This is a genomic window from Promicromonospora xylanilytica (genome assembly GCF_054782895.1).
Genome location: NZ_BAAGRP010000007.1, coordinates 706664 through 718535, shown reverse-complemented (window position 1 = coordinate 718535; position 11872 = coordinate 706664). Strand labels below are relative to the sequence as shown.

Annotated in this window: 12 protein-coding genes; 10 read left to right on the top strand and 2 right to left on the bottom strand. The window is 71.3% G+C overall.

Features of this window, described 5'->3' with window-relative positions; genetic code table 11:
• Nucleotide 1 precedes the first annotated feature (1 nt).
• Nucleotides 2-814: an energy-coupling factor ABC transporter ATP-binding protein gene (locus tag ACYVK7_RS11030; RefSeq protein ID WP_460887723.1), complete on the top strand. Its 813-nt coding sequence runs from the start codon at nucleotides 2-4 to the stop codon at nucleotides 812-814.
• 172 nt (nucleotides 815-986) lie between these two features.
• Here the strand turns inward: ACYVK7_RS11030 and metH are convergent, their stop codons facing one another.
• A complete protein-coding gene (gene metH, locus ACYVK7_RS11025; protein ID WP_460887929.1) occupies nucleotides 987-4496 on the bottom strand; it encodes a methionine synthase in 3510 nt (1169 codons plus the stop codon).
• 98 nt (nucleotides 4497-4594) lie between these two features.
• Between metH and ACYVK7_RS11020 the strand changes: the two genes are divergently transcribed.
• The 5 genes from ACYVK7_RS11020 to ACYVK7_RS11000 all read left to right on the top strand — a co-directional run bounded on the left by ACYVK7_RS11020 (nucleotide 4595) and on the right by ACYVK7_RS11000 (nucleotide 6973).
• On the top strand, nucleotides 4595-4810 hold the full coding sequence (locus ACYVK7_RS11020; RefSeq protein WP_460887722.1) for a HepT-like ribonuclease domain-containing protein: 216 nt from the start codon (nucleotides 4595-4597) through the stop codon (nucleotides 4808-4810).
• A 27-nt stretch (nucleotides 4811-4837) separates the two neighbouring features.
• Nucleotides 4838-5614 (top strand): SDR family NAD(P)-dependent oxidoreductase, encoded by a 777-nt coding sequence (locus ACYVK7_RS11015; RefSeq protein ID WP_460887721.1) that lies wholly within the window; start codon nucleotides 4838-4840, stop codon nucleotides 5612-5614.
• Between the two features lie 32 nt (nucleotides 5615-5646).
• Nucleotides 5647-6459: a DUF554 domain-containing protein gene (locus ACYVK7_RS11010; RefSeq protein WP_460887720.1), complete on the top strand. Its 813-nt coding sequence runs from the start codon at nucleotides 5647-5649 to the stop codon at nucleotides 6457-6459.
• 97 nt (nucleotides 6460-6556) lie between these two features.
• Nucleotides 6557-6823: a hypothetical protein gene (locus ACYVK7_RS11005; RefSeq protein ID WP_460887719.1), complete on the top strand. Its 267-nt coding sequence runs from the start codon at nucleotides 6557-6559 to the stop codon at nucleotides 6821-6823.
• Nucleotides 6824-6838: 15 nt separating this feature from the next.
• Nucleotides 6839-6973 carry a hypothetical protein gene (locus ACYVK7_RS11000; protein WP_460887718.1) on the top strand — a complete coding sequence of 45 codons (135 nt, stop codon included), beginning with the start codon at nucleotides 6839-6841 and terminating at the stop codon, nucleotides 6971-6973.
• Nucleotides 6974-6991: 18 nt separating this feature from the next.
• On the opposite strand, the gene ACYVK7_RS10995 is transcribed toward ACYVK7_RS11000, so the two are convergent.
• Nucleotides 6992-7933, bottom strand: a complete 942-nt coding sequence (locus tag ACYVK7_RS10995) for a LacI family DNA-binding transcriptional regulator (RefSeq protein WP_460887717.1) — start codon at nucleotides 7931-7933, stop codon at nucleotides 6992-6994.
• 160 nt (nucleotides 7934-8093) lie between these two features.
• Between ACYVK7_RS10995 and ACYVK7_RS10990 the strand changes: the two genes are divergently transcribed.
• From ACYVK7_RS10990 to ACYVK7_RS10975, 4 genes are read left to right on the top strand one after another with little or no spacing between them, the layout of a single operon-like run.
• Nucleotides 8094-8915: an ABC transporter permease gene (locus ACYVK7_RS10990; RefSeq protein WP_460887716.1), complete on the top strand. Its 822-nt coding sequence runs from the start codon at nucleotides 8094-8096 to the stop codon at nucleotides 8913-8915.
• Nucleotides 8912-9745: an ABC transporter permease gene (locus ACYVK7_RS10985; protein ID WP_460887715.1), complete on the top strand. Its 834-nt coding sequence runs from the start codon at nucleotides 8912-8914 to the stop codon at nucleotides 9743-9745. The genes ACYVK7_RS10990 and ACYVK7_RS10985 overlap by 4 nt, the downstream gene beginning before the upstream one ends.
• Nucleotides 9742-10791: an ABC transporter ATP-binding protein gene (locus ACYVK7_RS10980; RefSeq protein ID WP_460887714.1), complete on the top strand. Its 1050-nt coding sequence runs from the start codon at nucleotides 9742-9744 to the stop codon at nucleotides 10789-10791. Before ACYVK7_RS10985 ends, ACYVK7_RS10980 begins: the two co-directional genes overlap by 4 nt.
• On the top strand, nucleotides 10788-11861 hold the full coding sequence (locus ACYVK7_RS10975) for an ABC transporter substrate-binding protein (protein WP_460887713.1): 1074 nt from the start codon (nucleotides 10788-10790) through the stop codon (nucleotides 11859-11861). Before ACYVK7_RS10980 ends, ACYVK7_RS10975 begins: the two co-directional genes overlap by 4 nt.
• The last annotated feature ends 11 nt before the right edge of the window (nucleotides 11862-11872 follow it).

Below are 11872 nucleotides of genomic sequence, written 5' to 3'. Positions count from 1 at the left end.
CATGGCCCTGGTCGAGGTCCACGATGTGTCGTACCAGTACCCGAACGGGTTCATCGCCGTCGACGGAGTGAGCTTCTCCGTGGAAGCGGGTGATTCGGTGGCCATCATCGGACAGAACGGTGCGGGCAAGACGACGACGGTCAAGATGATCAACGGCCTGACCAAGCCCACCAGGGGCGTCGTGAAGATCGGCGGGGCCGACACTGCGACGCGGACAGCGGCGCAGACCTCCAGCCGTGTGGGCTATGTGTTCCAGAACCCGGACGACCAGATCTTCAACGCGACTGTCGCGGAGGAGGTCGGCTATGCCCTCCGTCGCAGAAAGGTCGCACGTCAGGAACGCGACCTGCGTGTCGAACGGGCCTGTGAGATGACCGGCCTCGCGGGGGCGATGGAGGCCAACCCTTATGACCTCCCGCTGTCCACACGCAAGTTCGTGACCATCGCGGCCGTGATCGCGGCAGACCCGGACGTCGTGATCCTCGACGAGCCCACGGCGGGGCAGGACCTCAGAGGGCTGAACCTGCTCACGCAGATCGTCTGCCGGTTGCAAGACGCCGGGAAGGCGGTTCTCACCATCTCGCACGACATGGACTTCGTCGCACAGAACTTCGATCGGTTGATCGTCATGGCGAACAAGCGCGTCGTCCGGGACGCCCCGACCGACGAGATCTTCTATGACGACGGCGTCATGGCGGCCGCCAGCCTGAAGGCACCCGGGCTGGTCGACCTGGCGAAGGCTGTCGGCAGCCCGGAGGTCGGGCTGGACATCGACCGGCTGAACGCCGTCATCCGGGAGCGTTCGTCGGTCTGAGGCCGATGACCGCCCTGCACGGGCCCGGACCCGACCGGGTCCGGGCCCCGCGGCGTGCCCGTGGACTTTCACCAGGCGTCCAGCCGGTCGCTCCCGCGCGCTGGTCGTCAGGGGGCTCGAACCGGTCGGACGGCCACCACCCCAGAAGTCACGACGGCCACCACCCCGGAAGTCACACAGAGAAGTACTTCGCCTCCGGGTGATGAAAGACGAACGCGTCCGTCGACTGCTCCGGGTGCAGCTGCAGCTCGTCCGACAGCGTCACCCCCACCCGCTCCGGCCGCAGCAGCTCCACGACCTTGTGCCGGTCCTCCATGTCCGGGCACGCGGGATACCCGAGCGACATCCGCGCCCCGCGGTACTCCAGCTTGAACATCCCCTCGACGCCGGCGGGCTCCTCGGAGGCGAACCCGAGCTCGGAGCGCACCCGCGCGTGCCAGAACTCGGCCAGCGCCTCGGTGAGCTGCACCGACAGCCCGTGCAGCTCCATGTACTCGCGGTACTTGTTCGCCTCGAACAGTTTCGCTGTGTGCGCGGAAACGGTGTCCCCGACCGTCACCAGCTGCACGGGCAGCACGTCGAACCGCCCCGTCTCCTCGACCCACTCACGCGGGCGAACAAAGTCCGCAAGACACAGGTGCCGGTCCCGTCGCTGCCGCGGGAAGGTGAACCGCAGCCGCTCGGTCCCGACGGTGCCCCCGGACCCGCCGTCGGGCCCGTCGTGGTGTGCCACCACCAGGTCGTCGCCCTCCGACCACGCCGGGAAGTACCCGTAGACCACCGTCGGGTCCATGATCTGGTCGGTCAGGATGCGGTCCATCCACTCCGCGAGGCGCGGCCGGCCCTCGGTCTCGACCAGCTCCTCGTACGAAGCCCCGTCCTCTGACCGCCCGGGCTTGAGCCCCCACTGGCCCATGAAGGTGGCCCGCTCGTCCAGGAACGCGGCGTACTCGGAAAGCTGCACGCCCTTGACGATCCGCGTCCCCCAGAACGGCGGGTCGGGCACGGGGTTGTCGGCCGCGACATCAGAGCGCGCCGGGAGCGACTCCAGGGGAGTCTCGGTCACCTTCACCACCGAGTGCCGCCGCTTGCGCAGCGCCGGCAGGCCGACGTCGTCGGGGGAGGCCCCGCGCGCGACCCGCACCAGCGGCTCCATGAGGCGCAGCCCTTCGAACGCGTCCTTCGCGTACCGCACGACCCCGGGGAAGGCACCGGCCAGGTCGTCCTCCACGTAGGTCCGCGTCAGCGCGGCCCCGCCGAGCAGCACGGGCCACCGCTTGTCGTACCCGCGGGAGGCCAGCTCCTCCAGGTTCTCCTTCATCACGACCGTCGACTTCACGAGCAGGCCCGACATGCCGATGACGTCGGCGTCGTGCTCGAGCGCGGCGTCGATCATGGCGCTCACCGGCTGCTTGATGCCGATGTTCACCACCTTGTAGCCGTTGTTCGTCAGGATGATGTCCACGAGGTTCTTGCCGATGTCGTGCACGTCGCCGCGCACCGTCGCCAGCACGATCGTGCCCTTGGTCTGGTCGCCCTCGACCTTCTCCATGTGCGGCTCCAGCAGCGCGACGGCCGCCTTCATCACCTCGGCCGACTGCAGCACGAACGGCAGCTGCATCTCGCCCTTGCCGAACAGCTCGCCGACGACCTTCATGCCCTCCAGCAGGTGGTCGTTGACGATGTCCAGGGCCTTCATCCCGGCGCCCAGCGCCTCGTCGAGGTCCGGCTCCAGGCCCTTGCGGGCGCCGTCGATGATGCGGCGCGCCAGGCGCTCGCCCACGGGCAGCCCCGCCAGCTCGGCGGCCCGGGCATCCCGGATGGACGCCGCGTCCACGCCCTCGAACAGGTCCAGCAGCTTGGACAGCGGGTCGTAGGTCAGGTTGCCGTCGGCGTCCCACTCGCGCTTGTCCCACACCAGGTCGAGCGCCGTGGCCCGCTGCTCGTCCGGGATCGAGGCCAGCGGCAGGATCTTCGCCGCGTGCACGATCGCCGAGTCCAGCCCCGCCGCCGTCGCCTCGTGCAGGAACACCGAGTTCAGCACCGCACGCGCCGCCGGGTTGAGCCCGAACGACACGTTCGAGACGCCGAGGGTGGTGTGCACGCCGGGGTACCTGCGCGTGATCTCCCGGATCGCCTCGATGGTCTCGATGGCGTCGCGCCGCGTCTCCTCCTGGCCCGTGGCGATGGGGAAGGTCAGGGCGTCGACGATGATGTCGTCCACCCGCATGCCCCACTCGCCCACCAGGGTGTCGATCAGCCGCGAGGCGATGGCCACCTTGTGGTCCGCCGTGCGCGCCTGGCCCTCCTCGTCGATCGTGAGGGCGACGACGGCGGCGCCGTGCTCCATGACCGCCGGCATGATGCGCCCGAACCGCGACGTCGGCCCCTCGCCGTCCTCGAAGTTCACCGAGTTCACCACGCCGCGCCCGCCCAGCAGCTCCAGGCCCGCGCGGATCACCGCGGGCTCCGTGGAGTCGATCACGAGGGGGAGCGTGGAGGCGGACGCGAGCCGCGAGACCACCGCGCGCACGTCCTCGACGCCGTCGCGCCCCACGTAGTCGACGCACACGTCCAGCAGGTGCGCGCCGTCGCGGGTCTGCGCCCGGGCGATGTCCACGATGTCGTCCCAGCGGCCCCCCAGCAGCGCCTCGCGGAACGCCTTGGAACCGTTCGCGTTGGTGCGCTCGCCGATCGCCAGGAAGCTCGTCTCCTGGCGCAGGTCCGTCGCGGAGTACAGCGAGGCGACGGCGTTCTCACGCACCGGCTCACGCTGCCCGATCGGCGCGCCGCCCACCGCCTCGACCACGGCCCGCAGGTGCTCCGGCGTCGTGCCGCAGCAGCCGCCCACCAGGCCCAGCCCGAACTCGCGCGCGAACTGCGTGTGCGCCGCGGCCAGCTCCTGCGGGGTGAGCGGGTAGGAGGCGCCGTCCTTGCCCAGCACCGGCAGGCCCGCGTTCGGCATGCAGGTCACCGGGATCTCGGCGTGCTGCGACAGGTGCCGCAGGTGCTCGCTCATCTGCTCCGGGCCCGTGGCGCAGTTCATGCCGATCGCGTCGATGTTCATCGCCTGCAGCGCCACCAGCGCCGCGCCGATCTCCGAGCCCATCAGCATGGTCCCCGTGGTCTCCACGGTCACCTGCACGATGACGGCCACCCGCTGCCCGACGTCGGCCATCGCCTGCCGGCAGCCCGTCACCGCGGCCTTGGCCTGCAGCAGGTCCTGGCTCGTCTCGACCAGCAGCGCGTCCGCGCCACCCTCGATCAGGCCCGCCGCCTGCTGCGCGAACGTGTCGCGCAGGTGCGCGTACGTGGTGTGCCCCAGCGACGGCAGCTTGGTGCCCGGCCCCATCGAACCCAGCACCCAGCGCGGCTTGTCCGGCGTCGCGTACGCGTCGGCGCGCTCGCGGGCGATCCGGGCGCCCTCGCGGGCCAGCTCCTGGATCCGGTCGTCGATGCCGTAGTCCGACAGGTTCGACCAGTTGGCGCCGAACGTGTTCGACTCGATCGCGTCCACCCCGACCTCGAGGAACGCGTCGTGCACGCCCGCCACGATGTCGGGACGCGAGACCGTGAGGATCTCGTTGCACCCCTCCAGGTTCTGATAGTCCTCGAGGGTGGGGTTCGCCGCCTGGATCATGGTGCCCATGGCGCCGTCCGCCACGACCACGCGCGTGCGCATGGCCTCCAGCAGGGCGGCGGAGCGTTCGGCGAGTGCGGGAAGAGCGGTCACCCCGGCAGCGTACGTCGCGCCCGACGACAGCGCGGCGGGTGCCCGACGTGCGGGCAGCAGTGGGTGAGGTGGTGGCGCGGCTCGACCGCAAGGCGCCTGGATTCGTCGAGGCACACCCAAGCCTGGAGCTGCGCAACCTCAAGGACACCCGCAACGTCGTGGCGCACGGCGACGACGTCGTGGACTTCGAGATCATCTGGGAGATCCTCGCGGACAACGTCCCGGTGGTCGCGACCCGGGTGCGCGTGCTGCTCGGGTCGTGAGGGTCTAGGGCCGGGTACCGTCCGGGCATGACAACGCGCGACTACCTCGCTTCACTGTTCTCCCTGCAGGGCCGGACGGCTGTCGTGACCGGGGGCAGCTCCGGGATCGGACGAGCCATCGCCGAGGCGCTGGCACAGGCCGGCGCGCACACGGTCCTCGTCGCCCGCGGGGCAGGCCGGCTCGCCGAGGTCGCCGCCGGCCTGCGGGAACGAGGCTGCGCCGTCGACACCGTGGTCGCCGACCTCTCCACCCGCGACGGCATCCACGCCGCCGCCGACGGCATCGCCGCCGCGGGGCAGCCCGACATCGTGGTCAACAGCGCGGGCATCAACCTGCGGCCACACCTCGGGCAGGTGGACCAGGAGACCTGGGACGTCACCATGACCGTCAATCTCGAGGCGCCCTTCCTGCTCGGGCAGCGGTTCGCCCCCACCATGGCGGAGCGCGGCTTCGGCCGGCTCATCCACATCTCCTCCCAGCAGGCGCACCGCTCCTTCGTCGACAGCGGGGTCTACGGCGTCTCCAAGGGCGGCCTCGAGTCCCTCGCGCGCTCCCAGTCCGAGGCCTGGTCGCCACGCGGCGTCACCGCCAACACCCTCGTTCCCGGGTTCGTGCTCACGCCCCTGAACCAGCGCCTCCAGGACGACGCCGAGAAGGTCGAGGCGCTCGCGGCCCGCACCACGGTGGGCCGCAACGGCGTGCCCGAGGACTTCGCGGGCGCCGCCGTCTTCCTCGCGAGCGAGTCCTCCGCCTACGTCACAGGCCACTCGCTGTTCGTCGACGGCGGCTTCTCGGTCCACTGAGGTCCGGTGCCGGCCAGGGTTAGGCTCGCGCCGTGAACGTGGACTTCCCGGGGCTGGGCACTCTTGTCAACGTCGGGACGATCGTCGTCGGGTCGCTCCTCGGCATGGCCGTGGGCCACCGGCTGCCGCAGCGCACGCACGCGGTCGTGACCGACATCCTCGGCCTCGTCACCCTGCTCGTCGCGGCGCTGTCCGCGATGGCGGTCACCGACGCCGCCTTCGTCGCGGCGACAGGTAGCGGCGCCCCCGTGCTCATCGTGCTCGGGTCCCTGCTCATCGGCGGCATCGCCGGCTCGCTGCTGCGGATCGAGGCGCGCCTCGAAGGGCTGGCCGGCGTGATCCAGGGCTGGCTGGCCCGGCGCTCCGGCGGGACGCGCGCCGCTCGACGTTCCGTACTGATCGACGCGACGGAGACCGGCCAGGACCATGCGGCGCGCGAGCGGTTCATCGAGGGGTGGCTCACCGCGTCGCTGCTGTTCTGCGTCGGCCCGCTCGCCATCCTCGGGTCGCTGTCCGACGGGCTCGGCCGCGGCATCGACGAGCTCCTGCTGAAGTCGGTGCTCGACGGGTTCGCTGCGCTGGCCTTCGCGTCCTCGTTCGGCGTGGGGGTGCTGCTGTCCGCGGTGTCGGTCGGTGTGGTCCAGGGGCTGGTCACCCTGGCGGGCGTGCTGCTCGGGTCGGTCCTGCCGGACGCCCACATCGCCGCGCTGACGGCGACCGGCGGGCTGATGCTCGTGGGCATCGGCCTCCGGCTGCTGAACATCAAGCAGATCCCGGTCGGGGACCTGTTGCCGGCACTGGTCGTGTCGCCGCTGCTGACCCAACTGGTGATCGTGCTGCGCTGACCCCATCGGCTGAGCTCGACCGGAGGCTGACGCCGCTTGACGGGATGGTCAGCCGTTATGCCACTCAGGACGATTTCAACGGAAGGCTGGCCAAGTGATGGATGTTCGGGTAGACGGCGACCGGGTGGAGCTGGTGCTGACCGCCGATGAAGCACAGCGGGTCTGCGGCGCCATCGAGACGGGCTATATCGGTGTCTCGCGAGCCGAGTACTACATCCGGACAGGACTCTCCAAGCCCGCGATGGAAGAGATGGTGCACGCCGTGAGCGCGGCGGTGGACAAGGACGACGCGTCCCTGTCGGTCGCGGTGGAGCCCGGCGTCGAGTCCGTCGAGAATCCTCCTCGGCCAAGGCCTGCTCGCTGAAGCGGAAGCTGATCGGTGTCCAGCCTTGACCGATCGGTCTGCATCGCTGTCAGCACCGAGGGGTCCGACTTCTGGATCCTCGTGGCGCGCAGCGGGAACGCGGAGGACGCTCTGGACACCGAGATGTTCGGCCCGACCGTCGAGCACTGACGCCCGCCCGGGCGGACGTCAGCCCCGCACCGGCACCGCCAGCCGCACCTGCCGGCCGGGCTCGTCCTGCCCGTCGAGCTGGTGGGTCAGCAGGTCCATCGCGGTGCGGCCCAGCTCCTCGCCGTCGACGTCGATGGCGGGCGTGTGCTCCAGCCCGAGGGCCTCGATGACCGTCGGCTCGGTGCTCACCACCAGGTCGCGCGGCACCTCGACGCCCCGCGTGCCCAGGGCGAGCAGCAGGCCCAGGCCGATCGACGTCGCGTACGGGACGACGGCGGTCGCACCGGTCTCCAGCACGGAGGTCGTCACCTCGACGCCCGCGGCGAAGGTCGCCGGGCAGGGGCCGAGCACGGTGAGCTCCGCCCCTGCCCGGTGCGCGGCGTCCTGCACGGCGGCCGTGCGCTGCCGGTCCTGCCAGGATCCCTCCGGGCCGCCCACGTAGACGATCCGCTCGTGTCCCTGGGCGGCGAGCCAGGTGGTCAGGGTGCCGAAGGCGGCGGCGGTGTCGGCCACGACCGACGTCATGCCGTCGATCTCGCGGTCGACCAGGACGGCGGGCTTGGCCGCGCTCGTCCCCACGACCAGCGAGTCGCTGCCGCGCGGTGCGACGACGATGAACCCGTCGACCTGGCCGGCCAGCCGCGCGAACGCGCCGGGCGCGTCCAGGCCGTGCACGGCGACGGTCAGCTGGAGGCCCGCCTCCTCCGCGCGGGCCTGGGCGCCCGCGATGATCGGGGTGAAGAACGTGTTGTCCAGCGTCGGGACCACGATGGCGATGATGCCGCTGCGCCCCCGGGCCAGCTCCCGCGCCGCACGGTTGGGCACGAAGCCGAGCCGGGCGGCTGCCGCCAGGACGCGTCCCGCGGTCTCGGGGGCGACCAGACCGCGCCCGTTCAGGGCTCGTGACGCGGTCGCCTTGGAGACGCCGGCCACCGCCGCGACATCGGACAGTGTGGACAAACGTTCCTCCTTGGTCGGTGCGCCTACTTTAGACGTGCATGCAACCGTTTCCTCCCAGTTCCATGGACGGCGTAACAGAAAGTTAACGCGGGATTGCCAGTCGGAGCCCGGAGATGCCTTAGGGTCCCATGGAACCGGTTCCATTCACGAAAGACGGCTCGTGCGCGCACGCTCCACACTTCTCCTGCTCCTGCCAGGGCTGGCGTTCCTGCTCGTGGGCTTCCTGCTGCCCGCGGTGGCGATGCTGTTCGCGCCGCCCGGTGTGACGTTCCCCGAGGTGCTCGAGCGCATGGGGGCGATGCTCACCGACCCCTACGACCTGGACATCATCTGGCGCACCGTGCGCATCGGGCTGGTCGTCACCGCGCTGTGCGTGGTGCTCGGGTTCCCGATCGCCTCGCTGCTGGCCCGTTCGCAGTCCCGGTGGGCCGGTGTGCTGCTCGCGCTGGCGATCTTCCCGCTGCTGCTGAGCAACGTGGTGCGCACCTTCGGCTGGCTGGTGATCCTGGGGTCGAACGGCGTGATCGGGCAGATCCTGACCGGGCTCGGGATCGTGGACGACGCGCCCCAGCTCCTGTACACGGAGGTGGCGATCGTGCTCGGCCTGGTCCAGCTCTTCCTGCCGCTCGCCGTCATCACGTGCTACTCCGCCGTCGCGCAGGTCGACCCAGGGCTCGACGAGGCCGCGAGAGGCCTGGGCGCCAGCCGCACCCGCGCCTTCTGGACGGTCCTGGTCCCGCTGTCGCTGCCCGGCGTCGTCGTGGCGGCGACGCTCGTCTTCGCGGGCTCTGTCACCGCGTACACCACGCCGTACCTGCTCGGCGGGTCCAGCCAGCGCATGCTCTCCACCCAGCTCTTCTCCTACGCGAGCGTCACGGTCGACTGGGCGGCCGCCTCGGCCACGGCGATCGTCATGACGGTGCTCGTCTTCCTGGTCTCCGGGCTCTCGTCGCTGGCGGGCCGCAAGGGAGCCACCTCATGAGCCGGACCACCGACCACGCGGGCAAGCAGGGGCTCCGGCTGCGCCATCCCGTCGCCGGCACGCTCGCCGTCCTCGGTTACGTGGTGATGATCGTCCCGATCCTGTTCGTCGTGGCCACGGCGTTCACCGCGGGGTCAACGCTGCGCTTCCCGCCCGAGGGCTTCTCGCTGCGCTGGTTCGCCGAGGCCGCCGCGTACACCCCGTTCGTCGAGGCGCTGGTCTCCAGCCTCGAGCTCGCCGTCCTGGCCACCGCCCTGGCGCTGCTGCTCGGCGTGCCGGTCACGCTGGCGATCCACCGCGGGCGGATCCCGGGCAAGGAGCTGCTGGAGGGCCTCTTCCTGTCGCCGCTCGTGGTGCCGGAGCTGGTGGTGGGCCTCGCCCTCTACCAGCAGCTGATGATCGGCCTGGGGCTGGCCAACTTCACCACCCTGCTGCTCGGCCACACGGCCCTGCTGCTGCCCTACGCCGTGCGCGTCACGGGAGCCTCGCTGGCGCTGGCCGACCCGGCGCTGGAGGAGGCGGCCCGCGGTCTGGGCGCGTCGCCGCTCAAGGCGTTCGTCACCGTCACCCTGCCGATGCTGCGGCCGGGCCTCATCTCGGCGGGCCTGCTCGGCTTCGTCACCTCGTTCAACAACGTGCCGCTGTCGCTCCTGCTGCAGACGCGCGACTTCCGGACGCTGCCCGTCACGATGCTCGACTACGTCCAGCAGAGCTACGACCCGATGGTGGCCGCCGCCTCCACGATCGTGCTCGCCGGGACGGTCGTCGTCGCCGTCGTCGCGGAGCGCACGGTCGGCTTCGCCAAGATCTTCGGAGGAATCAACCGATGACCACCCCCGCCGCCGAGCTCATCGGCGTCTCGCAGCGGTTCGGCAGCTTCACCGCCGTCGACGCCATCGACCTGCGGATTCCCCGTGGCCGCCTGACCACGCTGCTGGGCCCCAGCGGCTGCGGCAAGACCACCACGCTGCGCATGCTCGCCGGGTACAGCGCGCCGACGTCGGGCCGGATCCTGATCGAGGGCGACGACGCGACCCGCACGCCGCCCGAGAAGCGTGACCTGGGCATGGTCTTCCAGTCCTACGCGCTGTTCCCGCACCTGACGGTCGCGGACAACGTGGCGTACGGCCCGAAGATGCGGCGGGTGCCCGCACCCGAACGGCGCCGCCGGGCGAACGACGCGCTCGAGCTCGTCGGGCTCGCGCACCTGGGCGACCGCAAGCCCAAGCAGCTCTCGGGCGGCCAGCAGCAGCGGGTCGCGCTCGCCCGCGCGATCGCCATCCGGCCGCGTCTGCTGCTGCTCGACGAGCCGCTGTCCAACCTGGACGCGCGGCTGCGCGTGCAGATGCGCGCCGAGATCCGCCGCATCCAGTCGGAGACCGGGCTGACCGTCGTGCTCGTCACGCACGACCAGGACGAGGCACTGGAGATGTCCGACGAGATGGTGGTGATGCGCGCGGGGAAGATCGTGCAGAGCGGCGCGCCGCGCGACGTCTTCCCCGCGCCCGCCGACCGGTTCGTCGCGGAGTTCCTCGGCTACGAGAACTTCCTGACCCTCGCGGACGGGCGCCAGGCCGCCGTCCGTCCGGAGCACCTGCGCGTCGCGCCCGAGGGCACGGCGGCGGACGGCGCGGTCGCGCTCGACGCCGTCGTGCGCGACGTCGCCTACCGCGGCGTCGACCTGCTCGTGACGCTCGACGCCACCGACCCCACCGGCGCCGCCGTGCGCCTGCTCGCCGACCACCGGGCCGACGCCGCCACCGGGCCGGTGCCCGCGGCGGGCGACCGCGTCCGGCTGCTGGCGCCCGAGACGCGCCTGGCCCTGCTCGACCCGACCCCGACCCCGGCATCCGCATCCACCGAAGGAATCTCATGATCCGCATCCTGACGGCGCGCCGCACCGCGGCGATCGCCTCCGGCCTCGCGGCCACCTCGCTGCTGGCCACCGGCTGTTCCGCCACCGACGACGCGGCGGCGGAGGACACGATCGTCGTCTCCGCGTTCCCGTTCGGCGTCGAGGAGTTCGAGGAGGCCGTCGTCGACCCGTTCACCGAGAAGACCGGCATCGAGGTCGAGCTGGAGACCGGTTCGAACTCCGACCGCCTCTCGCAGCTCCAGGTCGCCGGCGACGACTCCGGCATCGACGTCATGCTGATCTCGGACTACTACGCGGCGCTCGGCCAGGAGGACGACCTGTTCCAGCAGGTCGACGCCGCCCAGGTGCCGTCGCTGGAGCAGGTCGCCGACTTCGCGCTCGAGGACGCCTACCAGGGCCCGGCGTACAGCTACCAGCTCAACGGGACGCTCTACTCGACCGAGGCGCTGAGCGCGAAGGAGGCGGCGAGCTGGGACCTGTACGGCGACCCCGCGCACGCCGGTGAGCTCGCACTGCCGGACATCTCGGTGACCGCGGGCCAGCTCATGGTCTCGGGCGTGGGCGCGGAGTACGGCGACGGGCCCTACGACATCGACACGGCGCTGACGACCCTCGGGGACTGGGCGCCGGGGATCCTGCAGTTCTACGCGTCGTCCACCGAGGTGACCAACCTGCTGACGCAGGGCGAGATCGTCGCGGCCGACTCCCTGAGCGGGTTCGCCACCGACCTGGTCGCCTCGGGCGAGCCGTTCGCGTGGACGCCGCCGGCCACCGGCCGCTACATGGCCACGAACCGCGCGATGATCCCTGCGGGCGCCCCGAACGTCGACGGCGCGCACCAGTTCATCGACTACCTGCTCTCGGCCGAGGGCCAGACCAAGTCCGCCGAGCTGGTGGGCGACCTGCCCGTGAACACCGAGGCGACCGTGCCCGACTCGATCGAAGCCGTCGTCGGCGACATCGCGGCCGACCCCGTGGCCGAGGGCTACGAGACGCTCGACCCCGCGGAGCTCGTGCCCACGCGGGCCGAATGGGTGGACCGGTTCGCTCGTGAGGTGACGGCCGGCTGACCGGGCGCCCC

Coding starts and splice junctions, on each gene's coding strand:
- ACYVK7_RS11005 (WP_460887719.1), top strand. CDS start 6,557: ATGGATGTTCGGGTAGACGGCGACCGGGTGGAGCTGGTGCTGACCGCC.
- metH (WP_460887929.1), bottom strand. CDS start 4,496: ATGCGCACGCGCGTGGTCGTGGCGGACGGCGCCATGGGCACCATGATC.
- ACYVK7_RS10975 (WP_460887713.1), top strand. CDS start 10,788: ATGATCCGCATCCTGACGGCGCGCCGCACCGCGGCGATCGCCTCCGGC.
- ACYVK7_RS10985 (WP_460887715.1), top strand. CDS start 8,912: ATGAGCCGGACCACCGACCACGCGGGCAAGCAGGGGCTCCGGCTGCGC.
- ACYVK7_RS11015 (WP_460887721.1), top strand. CDS start 4,838: ATGACAACGCGCGACTACCTCGCTTCACTGTTCTCCCTGCAGGGCCGG.
- ACYVK7_RS11030 (WP_460887723.1), top strand. CDS start 2: ATGGCCCTGGTCGAGGTCCACGATGTGTCGTACCAGTACCCGAACGGG.
- ACYVK7_RS10980 (WP_460887714.1), top strand. CDS start 9,742: ATGACCACCCCCGCCGCCGAGCTCATCGGCGTCTCGCAGCGGTTCGGC.